Here is an 18,432-nt window from a genome sequence, read left to right as displayed (position 1 = left end):
CACAGGAAATATAATGTGACTAATTTAACAAAACATTTTACTCTCGGAGTCGCAATGACTAGACATACGCTTGCAGATAATCTAGCGGAGGATTTTCACAATGCTGCCAGTGCTGCTATTCCAACATTGGCAAATATTTGGGCAAAGAAGTATATTCAAAATTTGCAAGCGGACTCACCCAAGCAAGATACTAAATCTAATAATTTAGAGGAAATCTTATCACCAGAAAGACGTGAGGCTACTGCTGCAAATTTATTGCAGTCTCTACGTTTCTCCAGCGCTCAAGCTTGGGCAAAAACTGAAAATTTATTGATGGGGCAGTTGCAAACCCATGGCATTTCCGCAGACTTAATCGATCCTTGGGAAATCGCCACCGATTCTCGTTTTCTGTTAGAGCAGTCTCTAAAGGTGTATACAGAGAATGCTGAAAGTCGGTTTGTAGAGATAGACTTGAACATCAATGGGCAAAAATTGAGTCTAGCCAGCCACACTCAACTCCCAACAATTGGACAACTCTCAGTCGCGATCGCGCAAAGAGTCGGTAAGATTCGCAAAAAATACACATCGGTTGATGCGCGGGCGATCGGTTTTGTGAGTATGCAGTTTCATTACAGTGGGCAGTTACTTCTCGACTCGCTTCCACCACTCGAAAAATTGATGGTCAACGCCTACTTCAAAGTCATTGACGATCATCTCTACATGCCCTTGCAAAGGTGCTATGAAGCGGCTGGAGATCTAGAATATAACGAAATTGCTCTAGAATCTGTGCGTCATTTGCTTACAAGAACTAGTGAAATTGCACGGCGAGTTTCTCAAAAAACACTGATTATGCATTCTGACTATCAGTGTTATAGCGGCGAGCTAAGTTCACCTCAAATTCGCATTTCTAGCTTGCGCGATATTGAGATGTTTCAAGTTTATCTTTGTCTATGTGCCCTCGAAAAAAGCGTTGCTTCAATTCAGCAAGAGCTTTTCCCCCTCTGTATCATGCTCTATCCACCTTTAAAAGTTAGTTGGGAACTAGTGCGCACTTTGTTAAGACTGCTTTCTCAAGAAATGCATAATTGTCTTGGCGAAGAACATGTTCAGCAGTTTGAGCCATATCTCACCGCCTTGAATGAAATGTTTGGTGATGATGTGCTGCCCGAAGCCCGATAATAATAAAGCTTGGAATGTTAGACCTAAGTACCTCGGCATAATTAAAAACCCAGAAACAAAATCTGTACCGCCCGCTAAGCGGGCGGTACAGATTTTGGGGATTTATATTTAATCGGGTTGCGTAACTTTTTTACCAAATTTGGGTTTGCCATCCGAAGCACAGAACCGCTACGAACAGAAAAAATTAAGCATGACCTGTATTTGTACGATTAGCCAAGCGATCGCCATTACATCGGCAACGGTTGCCAATATTGACGAAAACGCGCAAAAAAACATAGCGATAAGGGGCGTTACTTCCGATAGCCGCAAACTCAAAGCTGGTGAGTTATTTGTGGCTTTAACTGGCGAAAACTTTGATGGTCATATGTTTGTGGCAAAAGCGATCGCCCAGGGCGCAGTTGCTGCACTCGTCAGCCGTGAATGGGCTAGCTCGGATGCCGCCGTCGGTTTACCCGTCTTAGCTGTTGACGATATAATCACGGCCTATCAAGATCTAGCCCGCTGGTGGCGATCGCAGTTTTTGCAACCAGTTGTATCGATTACTGGCTCAGTGGGGAAAACCACCACTAAAGAAATTATTGCCAGCATGTTAGCTTGCTATGTCGCTCCCGATCAGCGAGTTCACAAGAGTCAGGCTAACCATAATAATGATATTGGCGTGGCACAAACTTTGTTGTCGATTGACCCTGAGCGGGATAGTTTTGTAGTTGTAGAAATGGGGATGCGTGGTCTAGGCGAAATCGAACGCCTCGCCAAAACGGCTTTACCGACAGTGAGCGTAATCACTAATGTGGGAACCGCACATATTGGCAGATTGGGTTCGCGCGAAGCGATCGCTCAAGCTAAATGTGAACTTTTAGCCGAGACTTCTCCCACTGGCACGGCAGTTCTCAATGCTAGTAATTCGCTTTTACTAGAAAGTGCCAGCAAAGTTTGGCAAGGCAAAACGATCACCTATGGCTTAGGGATTGGGGATATCAATGGTGAACTAATTGATCAGCAGTTGCATGTGGAAGGGCTAACATGGGACTTGCCTTTACCAGGTCGTCATAATGCTTTAAATTTTTTGGCAGGTTTAGCGGTTCTCAGAGCCTTAAATCTCGATTGGGATCGGACAACTCACGGTATTGGGAAACTCGATCTTCCGTTTGGTAGAGCGCAGGTATACGAGTTGTCTCAAGATGTGATGATTCTTGATGAGACTTATAATGCTTCCCCTGAGGGGATGCTGGCGGCCCTGCGCCAACTTGCTGATATGCCAGCAAAGCGACATTGGGCTGTTTTGGGGACGATGAAGGAATTGGGGAAGATGTCTACTCAATTGCATCGTCAAGTTGGTGAAGCGATCAGTAAATTAGGAATTGAAGGCACGATTATCTTGACCGATGGCGAAGCAGATGCGATTTTGGCAGGAGCTAATGGTTCATTGAAATATGCGATCGCCTGTAAGTCCTATGACGATATCACGCAGACGCTTTTGCAAAAAGTTAAAAGTGGCGATCGTATTCTGTTCAAAGCTTCGCGATCGGTTGGTATGGATCAAGTTGTCAGAGCCTTTCGCCAAACTTGGCAATAGTTTATTTTGCAATTAATAAAAACTCAAACCCAAAAAGATAAATCGCCCGCGTAGCGGGCGATTTATCTTTTTGGGAATAAATGGCGGCGCGTAGCACCGCCATTTATATGGGCTTCTGGAGTTGTTGTTGGATGATTGCTGTTAGATGAGATAGTTGCACAGGTTTGGCGAGATATTCATTCGCACCAACGGCTAAACATTTTTCGCGATCGCCTGTCATCGCCAAGGCTGTTAGCGCCACGATGGGAATATTGTTTACATCTGGATTTGCTCGTATACTTTCAATTGCGCTGAGTCCATCTAGAACTGGCATTTGAATATCCATCAGAATCAGATCAGGGTTTTGGGCAATCGTCATATTGATTGCTTCTTGACCATTAGAAGCAAAAATTAGTCGATATCCTCGATTAGTTAAATAATTAGAGAAAGTCTCAATATTAATGGGATTATCATCTGCTAGCAAAATCAAAGGATTAACAGCTAAATTATTCTCTAAATTGCTTGCTTGGTTATAACTCTCGCCAAAGGAATTTGATGGAGGCTTGGCTCTATCTAATTTATCTAATTCAATCGATTCTGTATAGGGCAAAATTATCGAAAAACAACTTCCCTTGTCAACTTGACTAGTAACACTCACACAGCCCCCATGTAGTTCCGCAAGCTGCTTGACTAGAGTAAGCCCTAAACCCGTACCTGCATATTGTCGATTTAGGCTGCTATCAATCTGGACAAAAGCTTGAAATAGATTGCTGATATCTTCTGGAGAGATGCCGATACCCGTATCAATGATTGAGAAGACCATTACATAAGGGCATTCAGCGGTTAGCTCTGTTGTTTCTGTTGCTTGAAGATTAACTTCTAAGCAAACTTTCCCTCCTTTAGGCGTAAACTTGACTGCATTGCTGAGTAGGTTAATTAGAGCTTGCCTCATCCGCCGTTCATCAACTGTGATAATTTTGATACTGGGGTTGACAGATAATTTGAGTTGAATATTTTTCTGATTAGCAATTTGCTTGACAAAATTTAGACTAGATTTGCAGAGATATTCGATCGCTACAGAACTAAGATCCAGATCTAATTTACCTGCGCCAATTTTGGCTACATCCAAAATGTCATTAATTAATTCCAACAAATGCCGACCACTAGTTTCGATTAGAGATAGCGATCGCATCTGTCGCTCGTTTAAATCTCCAAATACTCCTGTCATCAAACCTTCAGACATTCCTAGCACAGCATTAAGCGGAGTCCGAAGTTCATGGCTCATATTGGCAAGAAATTCATCCTTAAGTTTTGTCGCCTTAGCTAGCTCATTATTAGCCGCGCTCAATTGCTGATTGGTAAATTGAAGCTCTTGCGTACGTTGAGCAACTCTTGACTCTAATTGTTGATTGAGTTGATAGAGATCGTCGATCGCTTCTTGTCGTTCTATCTCTGCACTGGCTCTTGCTGCAAAAACTCGTAACATCGCATTTGCCCGTTGTACTTGAGAGATGGGTTTGTCGTCAAGAATGCATAAACTACCGATCTTTTCGCCTTTGCTATTGGCAATCGCAATTCCCAAATAAGAATCTACATCCAGATTTTCTATAAATTCACATTTAGCAAAATGCTGCTGCAAATTGTCGGCACAGAAAAATATTCCTTCTTTGACTGTTAAAGTACAGGGAGAATCTGCAAATGAAAAATACAATGTGGGATGAAGTTGTCCATCCATCCACGCCGCCCTAGCTTCTAGAATTCCTCCTTTCTTCTGTGTGATAAATACATAGCGCACTTCTAAAGCATCAGCAATGTACTGCACTAATGCAGGTAAGAAATTCTCTCCAGTTTGAGCCGCAGTTCCCTCAACCAAACTTTGCAAAGATTCTTCAGCTTGTTTGCGATCGCTAATATCTTCGATAACCCCAACAAAAAGTGGTGGCTGACCAACTTCATCCAATATTTTAGAACTAGTTGTTCGTACCCAAAGCATTTTGCCATCTCGATGTAAAAGCCGCTTTTCCAATTGATAGCTTTCACTTTCACCAGACAAGACTTGAGTACGCAGTCGCAAATTATCTTCTATATCTTCTGGCAGCATATTGTCAGTAAATCGCATTAATTGCAATTCATTTTCAGAATAGCCAACCATTTGTTGATAAAAAGGATTAGTCCTAACAAATTTACCGTCAGCATCAGTAATTGCCATACCTACAACTGAACGTTCAAACATGGCACTTAAGAGAGACTCGCTTGCTTTTAACCGTTGTTCGCTCTCCCTTAAGGCTATTTCCGCAATCTTGCGATCGCTAATATCTTCAGCAATAGCAGCCATTTGCTCGATTTTTCCATTGGCATTTTTTAATGGGAAGCAGCGTCCCCATATCCATCGAATATCGCCATCTGGACGAATAATTCGATATTCCTCACTAAAGAATCCACTACTAACTGTTAATTGATAAAGTTGAAGAACTCTATCAATATCTTCAGGATGGATCGACTGCATCCAAATATCAGGATTTTGATATAAATACTCACTTGAATGCCCCCAAATATCAGCATATCGAGGACTCACATACACCACCTTCCCAGTGCTAAATTCACGAAGAATAATCGCTCCACGATTATTTTCGGCAAATTGACGAAACATATTATTACTGCCTGCTAGTGCAAATGTGCTTGCTTGCACTTGGCTCTCCAATAGTTTATTACGACCTTGGAGTAGCTCTAGTTTCTCTTGCTCTAGTCGAGACATCTTTGTTTCTAGCATCGAGACTAATTTATAAATCTCTGTGGGCTGAAGTGTATTAAGCAAATCACTTTGACTAATAATTCCCTCCATTGTTCCATCTGGATTAGTCACAATTAAGTGATTAATCATTCGCTCTTGCATTATCTCCCGCACTGTCCAAAGCGTCTCATCTGGACTGACTGTAGCAACTGGAAAACTCATCACTAGTTGTACAGATGTTGTCGCTAGCGCTAATTCTAAAGCAAGATATTGAACGATATCTCCCTCAGTCACAATTCCCACAGGGCATAAACCATTATCCCCCTCTTCTACGATCACTACTGAACTTACTTTCTTCTCCAGCATTAAGTTGGCAATCTGCGCTACTGAAGCTGTAGGATTTGCATGAATTACACAGGTAATTATCACCTCCCTGACCTTACGCAAGCGCAACATATCGATGGGACGTAATAATTGCCGCAAACTCTCATGGGTGAGCAACCCAACGATTTCGCCGAGATCATTTACTAGTGGCAAATGTCGGATCTTATAGCGATGGAAGCGATTAATCGGCACAAGTATATCGGTAAATTCCCACGCCAACAGTGATTGAACTGGATATGTCATTACCTCAGCGATCGCAGTTTCGAGCAGATTTTGCGCCGAATTTTGTGCCGAAGTTTCAGGATTCGCGTTTTGTCCACATAGCCTAACCAAGTCACGTTCAGTCAAAATACCAATCAGTTTTTTCCCTTCAGTTACTAAAATGCAACTGTTTTGGGCGTGGGATAATTGCAAATCTGTTTCTGAGCCAATCTCACATAATAAGTTGCAAGTTTGACTCCCCACACTCATCAAGGCGATCGCGTCGGCAACAGTTGCACTTGCCGCGATCGTTAAGGGAGAGCGAATGATCGCCTGTTCAAGTAGCACTTCCTGACTATTCGCATACATAGGCGCATCCACAAAATTTTATGAAATTTCTATACAAACATCCTTTAGCTAAATTCTACTTCAAGTTCTTGGTTTTTACTTGGCAATCACAAATTTGCGACGATTGTCATTATGAAACTGATTTTGGATTTTGTTGAGTTAGATTCTGAATTCAGCAGTTCTAATGCAGTTCTTATTATGAAACCGATTTTGGACTATGGGTATCAATGGTGTTGTAAGTCAATCTCTGAAGTAATGAAATTTACTAAATAATTGTTTAACACAGAGAAAAAGAATAATTCCTATAGTATAGTAATCCTGAAACCAGTCTTCTAAGATAGAATCAAGCAAAAAGTTTTTTTATAGATGTTTTAACTGTATCTATTGCTACTTAGTGAGTTTCTTGTGATTACTTTGTAAACAGATATTTATATCAGTAGGTAATAAGGACAAATGACTATATTCTAGTTGCCTGTGATTTTCAGTATTGCTCATACATGCTACTTACCAGACTTGTCTAGTGGACACATCAATTCAATCCCAACCTAAGTTTATTCAAGATTTGAAGCAGCTACATGTCCTGTTTCAACAGGCTACTGGTGAACTGTTGGTAACTGGAGACCAAGAGGCTGATCCTGCTTGGAATGTATATTTTTACCTAGGACGGTTGGTATATGCAACTGGAGGCAAACATCGTGTCCGCAGGTTGGCAAGAGCGATTCGTCAGCATTCACCCAATGTAAATATCCAAGAATTACTCGAACAAGCCAAGCCTACTGCCGACGCTTGGGAGGTAAAGATCATTGAACAGGCTATCCACGAAAATTTACTGACGACCGAGCAGGCGAGGTCAATCATTCAGGCAAGTATTCATGAAGTCTTTTATAGCCTATGCGATCAAAAGAATCCAAAATCATCTTGGAAGCCCCTAGAAGCTTTAGCATTTAAGCCAATCGTTGCTTTACCTACGACCCAGACTTTAGATAACATTGTTGCAGCCCAATTAAGGTGGCAGCAGGCGGGATTATCCCATGTACAGAATATGATTCAAGGATTTTCCTTTGATTTAGCGCCCTATATTGCTAATTCAGACCAATTAGACTTGATGTTAAATTCCGAAGCCATCACGAGCAAAACCTATAAAACGCTCAAGAAAATTGTTAATGGCAAAAATACCCTATGGGATATGTCAATCATCATGCACTGCTCGATGATTGCCGTGATGCGATCGCTATTACCCTTAGTGGTAGATGGGATTGTGGCGTTTCACGAAGTTCCTGATTGGATATCACCAAATTGGAAATTGCCCAGTAAGCCGAGTAAAGTTCCACTTCGAGGTTTGATTGCTTGTATTGATGACAGTCCTCAAGTAGCAGTTGAAATGAGGCGAATCCTCGAACCTCTGGGCTATGAAGTTCTGGGCATTACTGAGCCTTTACAAAGTGTTAGTACTTTATTGCAACGTAAGCCTGACTTAATTTTTCTTGATTTGGTGATGCCAAATACTAACGGTTATGAACTATGTACTTTTTTACGGAAAACCACAACATTTCAGGAAATCCCAATTGTAATTTTGACGGGGCGCGATGGGATGATTGATCGGGTAAGAGCGAAGATGGCTGGCTCATCAGACTTTTTGAGCAAACCACCAGATCCTGCCAAAGTTCTGCAAATACTGCGTAAGTTTTTGCAACTTGCTGATCCCAATTAGCTTGCAGAAACTCTTAATTCAACGCATTAATATCAATAGTGCGTCAATAAACGCATTAATAACGCATCAATAAATAAAATAGTAAGTAAAGGAAAAAATTTTTATATGAGTACGATTTTAGTGGTTGAGGACACAATGACTCAAGCTGAGATTATTACAGGTAGTCTTAGAAATGCTGGCTTCAATACGATTTTGGCAATGAGCGGCGATGAAGCTAGGACTAAAATTAGCCAACAAAAGCCTAGTGCTATTGTTCTCGATGTGGTTTTACCCAATGAAAGTGGGTTTGAGTTATGCCGAGATCTGAAAGATAAGCCTGAGACTAAAGATATTCCGATCATTCTTTGCTCTACTAAGAGTGGTGAAATGGATAAGTTTTGGGGCATGAAACAGGGTGCTTCAGCTTATCTGACCAAGCCAGTGGATGTTGCTGAACTGATCCGCACAATTAAGTTATTAGTCAAAGATTAGGAAAGCGATCGCTATGACGAATCAGATGATTAGCAGTCAGAAAAAATCAACTCAGCTAGCTAAGTCTCAAGCAACGATTGAGCAATTTCTGTCATTTTATTTGGAAGCGGATCAGCAAGCCTTGCTGCCAACTCAGCAATTACTCGAAATCGTCAAGGTTAGTCTGACACAAGTAACAGCGATCGCAGGATTGGCTCCCAGCATCATGGGCATATATAACTGGCGTGGAGATGTGATCTGGGTCGTTGATTTGGCTAGTCTTTTGGGATATAAGCCTCTTTATGCACAGCAATATGAACAGGAGAAACTTCAGGACAAATGTCACATTGTATTTCTGCGTAGCCAAGAAAATATAATTGGCTTTGCAGTGCCGCGTGTGGGGCAGATAGTGAAATGTGATATTTCCACAATTCAAACTTCATCTCTCACATTTGCAAATCCAGCAATGATGCAGGCTTGTCGAGGCTATTGGTTGAGTGGTGGTGCTGAAGAAACTTTTTTAGTGCTTGATGGCGATGCAATCGCCGAGATTACAAGTACATAGATATCGACAATTACGAATTTTATTTTTAAATACTTTTTTAGACATTTAGGGAGCAAAAACAATGTTGACACAAAATAATCAGCCCAAAAACCAACCTCAATCAGGAGCTGCTGACATAAATGGCAATAATGCTGCTGCAAGTAATGCGGGGACTCTCGAAAACTTACTAGAAGATGACTTGTCACCCATTCCACAAGTGCCTAAACCAAAAAAATGGGGCTGGCGATCGCTATCTCTGCGGAACAAAGCCACGTTACTAGCAGTAATGATTAGTACGATTCCTGTAGTCGCGATCGGTAGTGCAGCTTACTACTTCTCTAGCCGTTCACTTGATGAGCAAATTCGCGAATCGCAACTCCAAAAGACAAATACAATCGCCGACAAAATTAATCGCTTTACATATGAGCGCTATGGTGATGTTCAGGTATTAGCAAATCATCCTATTTTTACAAACCGCAAAGCTCAAGCTGTTATTAACCAAGCTGAGCGCGAAGCTATTTTGAATGACTATGCCAGAGTCTATGGCATATATAACTTAATTGCATTTGCAGATTTGGAGGGGAACACACCAATTCGTTCAACGATTACATCTGATCCTGCACCAAATATCAAAGAACGTGACTTCTTTAAAATTGCTTTATCTACAGGTAAACCATTTATTAGTCAGCCTGGGAAATCAACAGTCACCAAAAAAGTTAGCTTGTTTATTTCTGCGCCTGTCAAAGAACTTGGCTCAGACAAGTTGATTGGTGTAGTGAGGACAAGGACTCCGATTGAAAGACTTGAGGATGTTGTTAAAGCTAGTTCTAGCGATGATGATCAATACCATTTGACCGATGTCTCAGGCAAAATATTTGTAGCCAAGGAAATAGACGAGTTGGATGCGCAATCCAAGGATATTTATCCACTGCTAGCTTCCGCAATTACGAGCAAGACTTCAATTACGGTGGTGAGTTTTGTCGGTGGCAAAGAGCAACTTTTGACCTATGTGCCATTGCCTAATTTTCAAGATATGCCTAATCTCAATTTTGGCATCATCATGGCTCTGAATACTGATGTTGCTTTTAAACCCCAACGGGATCTGTTGATTACTCTAGCCACTGGGACAGGGATAACGACTTTACTGGTAGCTCTGCTAGCAGCAATAATCGCTAATCGAGCTGTAAAACCAATTCAGGAAGCCGCGAAGGTGGTCGAAAAGATTGGACTAGGCGATCTAGATACTCGCCTTGACGTAGTAAGTGAAGATGAGCTAGGAGTCTTGTCTAGTAACATTAACGGGATGGCTGAGCAACTCAAGTACCTGAGTGACATCCAGCAGCAAGAAGCAGGAAGATTGGAGTCGGCTCGGCAAGAGGCAAGAGCGGAAGCAGATGAACGGGCTGAAGAGCAGAAGCAGGAAAAAGAGTTCTTGCAACGTCGTGCGTTAGAGCTATTGATGGAAGTTGATCCTGTTAGTCGCGGTGACTTAACGATTCGGGCAAACGTGACTGCTGATGAGGTAGGAACGATCGCTGATTCTTATAACGCAATTATTCGTAACTTGCGGAAACTGGTAGTTGAAGTTCAGGGAGCTTCGCAATCTGTAACCCAAACGGCAATAAGTAATGAAATGTCGGTGCGATCGGTTTCTAATGAAGCATTGAAGCAGTCAGAATCGATTAACTCAGCACTACAAGAAATTAAAGTCATGACTGAGTCAAGTCGAGGTGTAGAAACTAGAGCCAAACAAGCTGAACAGGGAATGCAAGTAGCAGCATCGGTTCTGAAAGAAGGAGACGAGGCGATGAACCGCACGGTTCAAGGCATTTCCGAGATCCGTGAGACTGTGTCGGAAACTGCGAAAAAAGTCAAGCGTCTTGGAGAAACTTCGCAAAAGATTTCGCGAATTGTGAACTTGATCAGTAACTTTGCGGCTCAAACCAACTTGTTAGCTTTGAATGCTGCAATTGAGGCGGCTCGTGCTGGTGAAGAAGGCAGAGGTTTTAGCGTGGTTGCGGAAGAAGTCCGAGATCTTGCGGAGCAGTCGGCAACATCAACGGCGGAAATCGAACAACTAGTGGAAGAGATTCAGTCGCAAACGAATGAAGTAGTTGCAGCGATGGAGACTGGTACAGAACAGGTGGTCACAGGCACAAAACTCGTCCAAAATGCTCGTGAAAAACTAACTCAAATTGCGATGGTGAGTAAACAGGTAAACTCAATTGTGCGCGAGATTGCGATCGCTGCGGATACGCAGACCCAAACTTCCGATCACATGGGGGAGACAATGCAAAGTATTGCCGCGATCGCAAAGGATACATCTAAACAGTCTGAAGATGTGGCGCGATCGTTCTCTGAGCTTTTGCAAGTTGCTCAAGATTTACAGGTGAGTGTATCTCAGTTCAAGGTTGCTTAAGTCTCTTGGATGGTCGCCGCTTAGCGACGACCATCTGAATTCAATATTGATCATAGATTTAGAGAAAATTATGTTACTTAAAGACAAACCAGAGATGCCATCACCTGAGGATGCAGAGCAAACCTCACTTGCAAAATCATCGGAAGACAAACAAATTTCCATAACAAAGACGAAATTGCCTAGCCCTAAAATCCCTGTCTGGAAGTTGCCCGCACAAGCTTGGAATAACTTAGGTGTGCGTTGGAAGTTGTCGATTGTACTATTGTTGGCTTCGGGGCTGCCAGTCATAATCGTCACACAAACACTAGTTAAATCTTCAGAACAGGCTGCTCTTAGAGAATTACGTACTTCAGTACAAGAAAAAGGTTCATTCTTTGTATCAGAATATGTGCTTTGGACAAATAATGAAAGTAAGCAGGATGCCGAGGCGATCGCCAAAAGCATTGAAGATGCTAATCTAGATTTAAGCGATGCAACTTCCCTAGCAGCTAAGCGCTCCATTCTGCAACCATTGCTTCAAGTTAGCGGCGAAGGTGTCGATCCTGAATCGATTAAGAATATAAAGTTGATCACAGACAGCAGTGGTCGCAGTATTGAAGGGAATGTCCTGATCCTGCAAGAAGATTTTTCTAAGTTTCCATTTCTGGCTTATAAAGACCCAGCTCTACTAAGTATCAAGGCTGCCAAAGAGAAATCAGCAATAGCTGTTCAGTCTTACAAACAAGAACCAGTAAAGGTCAACACCAATTTAGATAATCTCCCCATCGTCAAAAATGCGATCGCAACTGGCAAGCCGATGTATGGGATCGAATTGGTGAAATCGGCTGATCTGCAAGCCCTCGGCTTAGAAAAGCAAGCCAACATTGGCATCCGCCCTCAAATAACACAGGGACTGAAAGAATTAAAACAGCCAGCTCCAACAGGAACCTACGACATTGAACAAGGTAAGTCAGGCTTAGTAAGTATGGCAGTGTATCCAATCAAGGTCAAAGGGCGAGTAGTTGGGACTGCTGTGGTGGGAGCCTTGCTCAATCGAAATTATGGCATCGTTGATAAGTTTTCTGTACGCTACAATATGCCAACAGCAACAATCTTCGCTCAAGATTGGCGGGTCACGACGAACGTTCCTTACGTCGATCCCAACACTAAAAGTGCAGACAGCACCAGAGCGATCGGCACTCGTGCGGCGCGTGAAGTATCAGATACAGTACTTCAACAAGGTCAAGAATATATCGGGGAAACGAACATTACAGGTGTCAATTACTTGACATTTTATGCCCCTCTTTATGATCACCGCAAGCTGATTGATGATAAGGCTAAGCCTGTTGGCATTGCTTATGTGGGTCGTCCTCTATCCGAAATTCAGGACTTGTTAAGTGGTTTATCCAATGCTGGATATGCGATCGCCTTAATCTCGATTGTAATTGCTAGTGCGATCGGTTTAATCATTGCTGGTTCCTTTGCTAGTCCGTTGCGGCGTTTGTCAGGTTTCACCCAAAAAGTGGGTCGCGGTGAAATGGCTGAAAGATTAACTGATAGCGATCGCCGTGATGAAATTGGCACCCTGTCACAAGAGCTAAATAACATGGCTGAACAGCTAGAAGTGCTGATTGCTGAGAAGCAGCTAGAAGCAGAGCGGATTGCTTTAGCTAGACAGGAGGTTGCTCAAACCGAGTCAGAATCGCGCATTCAAGAACAACGTCAGGCGAAGGAATTTCTGCAAAAACGAGCCTTGGAATTGCTGATCGAAGTTGATCCGATCAGTCGAGGTGACTTAACAATTCGCGCTCAGGTTACCGAAGATGAAATTGGTACGATTGCTGACTCCTATAATGCCACCATTAGAAACCTTCGCAAGCTGGTACTAGAAGTCCAATCTGCTGCTCAGTCTGTATCTCAAACCGTTTTGAAGAATCAACCAACTATGGAAAACGTCTCCAATGGAGCTTCAGAACAAGTACAAGCGATCGATCAGACTCTTGAAAGAATTCATACGCTCACCGAATTGATCGCAGGTGTAGAAATGCGTGCAGTTCAAGCGGAAGCACAGGTGGAATCGACAAACCAAGCACTGCTCGAAGGTGATATGGCGATGAATAGTACCGTTGAAGGCTTCACGGCTATTCGTGAGACGGTAGCCGAAACCGCCGAAAAAGTGCAGCAGTTGGGAGAAGCTTCACAGAAAATTTCTAAGGTCGTCAAACTGATTAGTGGTTTTGCCAATCAGACAAATATGCTAGCGCTGAATGCTTCGATTGAAGCCGCAAGAGCTGGAGAGGAAGGTCAGGGCTTTGGCGTAGTTGCTAACGAAGTACGAGCACTTGCTCAACGTTCGGCAAAGGCTACCACCGAAATTCGGCAATTGATTGAGGAAATTCAATCGCAAGTTAATGATCTCGTCAAGGCTATGGCAATGGGGACAAAACAAGTAAACAGTGGTTCGCAATTGGTTGAAGAAACCCGCCTGAAGCTAACTGATATTTCGGCATCTAGTCAACAAGTTAACCAATTAGTTAGAGAAATCGCTCAATCAGCTTCTTTGCAATCACAGACTTCGGATGAGGCTAGCCAAACGATTCAAAACGTAGCTGCGATCGCCACTTCTAACTCTGTTTATGCCCAAAATCTTAACGAGTCCTTTAGCGAGTTATTGCAAGTTGCCGAAGAATTGCAAGTCAGCGTAGCTCAGTTTAAAGTCAACGCCTAGAATCCATTACTAGAGAGAGAATCAAGCAAAAGAAGCAGGATAGCAGCCATGTACAGCACAGAAAGAGAAATTCACGATCAGGCCTACCAATTTTTCAAGCAAGAAGCACCTGAATTTTTGCAGACGATTGAGACAGGCTTACTCTCTCTGCGGGAAGATCGCAGTACCAATAATATCCACTCGATCATGCGAGCTGCTCACTCGATTAAAGGCGGTTCCGCTAGCCTCAATCTCGAAGGCATCAAAACGATCGCCCATCAATTAGAAGATGTCTTCCGATCGCTATACCGTTTTGAAGGCGAAATTGATGCAGATGTTGAGGGATTACTATTGCAAGCTTATGACTGCTTGCGCTTGCCATTAATGGATCAACTGCAATCAGGACAATACGAATCCGCCGCCGCGATCGCGGCGGCGGAACCAGTATTTGAAGTACTAAAGCTGTATTTGGGTGATACGGATGAAGATGTTGAATTACCAACTGCGGCTGAGTTAGGTGTTGACATTGTTCAGATCGTCTTTGAAGGCGATGTCCAACAGGGGCTTACTCGCTTACAAAGCGTCCTTGCAAATCCTGAAGGTGTACCTGTAGCAGGGGAAATCCGAGCGCAAATAGAAGTATTTAGCGGTATTGGCGAATTATTAAATTTATCTGGGTTTAAGGCGATCTCCGATGCAACCCTACAGGCGCTTGCACATAATTCTGACAATCCAATTTTGGTGGGCAAAGTTGCCGTCGCTAATTTTGAAGCGGCACGCGCTCAAGTTTTGGCAGGCGATCGCACTCAAGGCGGGCAACCAAGTCCAGAGTTAATTGCCCTAACAAAATCTCATTCTCAAGCTAATCAAGCTCAATCTAGTCCAACAGTAAAAAATCCGACAGTAACAGTTCCGACAGCAACAATTCCAGCTTTGATAGAAGAAGCCACTTTTGAGACTGAGACAAATTTTGACGATGATGATTGGTTCCAGTCTTTAGAGCAGGAATTAAATGAGATTGTATATCCAGAGACTAACTCAGATCTACAACTAGAAACACAGACAGGTTTAACTTCAGAATTAAACTTAGATATATTTGCAAACACCAAAGAATTTGATCATCTTGACGATATTTCCTTAATCAATTCAGGGTTATGGGAAGCAACATCAGAAATTAAGAACTTTGAGGCTCAGGATCTTGAGCAACTCGATCAAAATTTTGATATTTTTTCTACAAATCTGGATGAAGATCTACAACTAGAAACACAGATAGATCTAGCCACAGATAGTTTTGTCGATAATTCTCCAGAAATGGAATTAGATTTATTTGTAGATACTCAAGAATTTGATGTTTCCTTAATCAGCTCAGGGATCAATTCGGAGTTATCGGAAACAATGTCAGAATTTGAGAACTTTGAGGCTCTAGATATCGATCAACTCGAGCAAAATTTTGATTTTGATATTTTTTCTGAGGATCTGGATGAGAATGACAATGAGCATACGGAAACAGATGCTTTTAATGGTTTTGATGAAGTATCAGATATATCTGAACTCTCTAATTTCTTTGAACCTCAAGAATCCTCATTAACTAATAAATCTTCTTCCCAATTAGCTGAAACTGTACCACAGACCCCCAAGAAAATATCAGCTAATTATGTTACCCAAGAAATTGTCAGTACCCCTAAAAATGTTATTCCTTCCATTGCCGAAACTATTCGAGTCGCTGTACCCAGATTAGAGCGATTAAATAATTATTCTAGTGAATTAGTGACACAAGAGAATGCCTCAATTCTTCAAAATCAGCAGCTTCAAGCCAAAATTGAACGCATTCAAAAGCAATTTAAAGGGTTTGATCAACTCTCTAAAAATCTGCAAACATGGCTCGATAAAGCCCAGCGATCGCAAGTTAGAACTCAAGAACTAACTGTAGATTCTTCTCCTCTCGATGCCAACAAGGCAAATGATATTTCCAGCAGCTTTTCTACTTCTACGAATCTACTAGCAGATTTCGACCCATTGTTAATGGATTCTTACAGCCATCTGCATAGTTTTATCCAAGAAGCACTCGAAGATATTGCGCAAATGGATGAAGGGATGCGCGATATGACGGTTTTAATGCAACAGACGCAGCAAACTCAACGGCGCAAGCAGCAAATTCTCAAACAAGTACGTTATGACTTACTGTGGTCGAGGATGTTGCCACTAGGAGATATTCTCAGCAGTTTGCCGCGCATGGTGCGGGAGATGTCAAACAAATATAACAAACAGGTCAATCTAAAATTATTTGGCACAGGGACATTAGTTGATAAATCTATATTGGAAAAGCTTTACGATCCCTTTGTGCATTTAGTCCGTAATGCTTTCGATCATGGTACTGAGTCGGCTCAAAAGCGTCTCGATCGCGGGAAGCCTTTGATCGCAAGCATTGAGATTCGTGCTTATTATCGCGGCAATCAAACCTATATCGAAATCAAAGATGATGGTCAAGGGATTAACCCTGATAATGTTAAAGCAAAGGCGATCGCATCTGGTTTATTATCGCCTGAACAAGCCAATCAGATTACCGATGATGAAGTTTATCAGTTTTTATTTGAACCTAATTTTTCGACTGCGGATGTAGTATCCGATCTCTCTGGGCGGGGAATGGGACTATCGACTGTCCAAGAGCAAGTCCGTAGTCTTAAAGGTGCAATTGAAGTTAAGTCAGAACTAGGACAGGGTACGACTTTTACGATTAAATTACCTCTAACACTGAGCATTGCCAAGCTGATGATTTTCAGCATTCAAGAACGCTTATTAGCGATCGCGATCGATAGCTTGCTAGGAATTATCACCGTTGATAGCGATGAAATTCAAATTATCCAAGGTAATGAGTTCTATCGTTTTGAAGATCGGCTGGTTCCTCTATATCCGATATCTTTATTCGCTGATGGATATCCATTGCCCAAGCAATCTCTAGATATGTTTAACACGGAGTCATTTAACGAAGAAAATCAGACCACTTTGCTGCTGTTTTCTGATGGCGATCAAGTTGTGGCGCTCCCCATTGATCGCGTACTTAATGAGCAGGAGTTAGCGATTAAACCTTTTGGTAAAGCAATCACGCCGCCCCCCTATCTATACGGTTGTACTGTGTTGGGTAATGGAACACTTGTTCCTGTAATTGATAGTTCAGTTTTGCTTTCTATCAAACAGTCTACTAAATCCTTGCTATCAGCATCGCCATCGGCAGATACATCTTCAGGTACAGTCGCCACTCCACCGTTATTAGCCGCATCTAAGCCCAATCCACCGCAGCGGAAAACGATCCTAATTGTGGATGATTCACTCACTGCTCGCCAAGCACTTTATTTGACCTTAGAGAAATTTGGCTACCAAGTTATCCAAGCTAGCGATGGACGCGAAGCGATCGAGCAACTTGCTAGATCTTCTGAAATCCAAGCAGTATTGTGTGATGTGGAAATGCCGAATATGAATGGATTTGAATTTTTAGCCGCCTGTCATAAAGATAGCCGCTATCAAGATATTCCCGTTGTTATGCTCACTTCTCGTAGCGGTGCTAAGCATCGCGGAGTTGCTCAGATGCTTGGCGCTTCAGGATATCTCACCAAACCCTATTTAGAACAAGAATTAATCAAAACTATCCAACTACTACTCGTATAGATGGAGCGAATCTTCACCTATATCAGATTTCATTATCCGAACTTATAATTAACTACTATGCTCAGCAGCAAAAAAAAAGAAGAAACGCTTAAATTCCTAATCTTCACCATGGCAGATCTCAATTTAGCGATCGGCATTGAGAGTGTGGTGCGGATTATCCCTTTACCAAAAATTCATCGCAGTGGCGATAAATTATTGGGCATAGCTAACTATGAAGAGCAAGAGGTCTTAGTCATCGATTTGTATAAGCGAATCTATGGTCAAGAGCTAAATCTAGCTAAAGGCTTTTTGGTGATTTTTGCGGGGCAAAACAGTTTGTATGGTCTTACGATCGCGGCTTTACCAAATGTAGAAGATGTACCTGTGAATAGTTTGCAGCTTGTACCTCCTGCTTATCGCGATCGCGACACATTAGGAATTGCTAGTCACATGATGCAAGTCTCGATCAAAAAATCCGAACCACAAACTGTCTTTTTATTAGATTCAGAACTATTGCTAAAAATGGCATCCTAAGGATTGTCCATCACATTCTCCCTTCCCAGTGAATAATTAGAGGTGCGCGGCGAAGCCGCACACCTCTGT

Annotated in this window: 10 protein-coding genes; 9 read left to right on the top strand and 1 reads right to left on the bottom strand. The window is 42.3% G+C overall.

Features of this window, described 5'->3' with window-relative positions; all coding sequences use genetic code 11:
• Positions 1 to 54 precede the first annotated feature (54 nt).
• Positions 55 to 1,158 (top strand): hypothetical protein, encoded by a 1,104-nt coding sequence (locus tag APA_RS18290; protein WP_201323687.1) that lies wholly within the window; start codon positions 55 to 57, stop codon positions 1,156 to 1,158.
• A 139-nt stretch (positions 1,159 to 1,297) separates the two neighbouring features.
• Positions 1,298 to 2,734: a UDP-N-acetylmuramoyl-tripeptide--D-alanyl-D-alanine ligase gene (gene murF / locus APA_RS18285; RefSeq protein ID WP_236579830.1), complete on the top strand. Its 1,437-nt coding sequence runs from the start codon at positions 1,298 to 1,300 to the stop codon at positions 2,732 to 2,734.
• Positions 2,735 to 2,837: 103 nt separating this feature from the next.
• Here the strand turns inward: murF and APA_RS18280 are convergent, their stop codons facing one another.
• A complete protein-coding gene (locus tag APA_RS18280) occupies positions 2,838 to 6,398 on the bottom strand; it encodes a PAS domain S-box protein (RefSeq protein WP_201323686.1) in 3,561 nt (1,186 codons plus the stop codon).
• A 499-nt stretch (positions 6,399 to 6,897) separates the two neighbouring features.
• Between APA_RS18280 and APA_RS18275 the strand changes: the two genes are divergently transcribed.
• The 7 genes from APA_RS18275 (at position 6,898) to APA_RS18245 (ending at position 18,363) form a co-directional block, all read left to right on the top strand.
• Complete coding sequence (locus tag APA_RS18275) at positions 6,898 to 8,088, top strand: response regulator (protein WP_201323685.1); 1,191 nt, start codon at positions 6,898 to 6,900, stop codon at positions 8,086 to 8,088.
• Between the two features lie 105 nt (positions 8,089 to 8,193).
• On the top strand, positions 8,194 to 8,559 hold the full coding sequence (locus APA_RS18270) for a response regulator transcription factor (RefSeq protein WP_103666878.1): 366 nt from the start codon (positions 8,194 to 8,196) through the stop codon (positions 8,557 to 8,559).
• Between the two features lie 13 nt (positions 8,560 to 8,572).
• Positions 8,573 to 9,103, top strand: a complete 531-nt coding sequence (locus APA_RS18265) for a chemotaxis protein CheW (RefSeq protein WP_201323684.1) — start codon at positions 8,573 to 8,575, stop codon at positions 9,101 to 9,103.
• 61 nt (positions 9,104 to 9,164) lie between these two features.
• Positions 9,165 to 11,501, top strand: a complete 2,337-nt coding sequence (locus tag APA_RS18260; protein ID WP_201323683.1) for a methyl-accepting chemotaxis protein — start codon at positions 9,165 to 9,167, stop codon at positions 11,499 to 11,501.
• 70 nt (positions 11,502 to 11,571) lie between these two features.
• Complete coding sequence (locus tag APA_RS18255) at positions 11,572 to 14,208, top strand: methyl-accepting chemotaxis protein (protein ID WP_201323682.1); 2,637 nt, start codon at positions 11,572 to 11,574, stop codon at positions 14,206 to 14,208.
• Positions 14,209 to 14,256: 48 nt separating this feature from the next.
• Positions 14,257 to 17,850, top strand: a complete 3,594-nt coding sequence (locus APA_RS18250) for a hybrid sensor histidine kinase/response regulator (protein ID WP_201323681.1) — start codon at positions 14,257 to 14,259, stop codon at positions 17,848 to 17,850.
• Positions 17,851 to 17,907: 57 nt separating this feature from the next.
• Positions 17,908 to 18,363, top strand: coding sequence for a chemotaxis protein CheW (locus APA_RS18245; RefSeq protein WP_268962060.1), 456 nt, complete (start codon positions 17,908 to 17,910; stop codon positions 18,361 to 18,363).
• The last annotated feature ends 69 nt before the right edge of the window (positions 18,364 to 18,432 follow it).

The sequence above is a fragment of the Pseudanabaena sp. lw0831 genome (assembly GCF_016584665.1).
Taxonomy (GTDB): domain Bacteria; phylum Cyanobacteriota; class Cyanobacteriia; order Pseudanabaenales; family Pseudanabaenaceae; genus Pseudanabaena.
The sequence above is the reverse complement of the archived record's forward strand: the minus strand, read 5'-3'. Positions and strand labels throughout refer to the sequence as shown.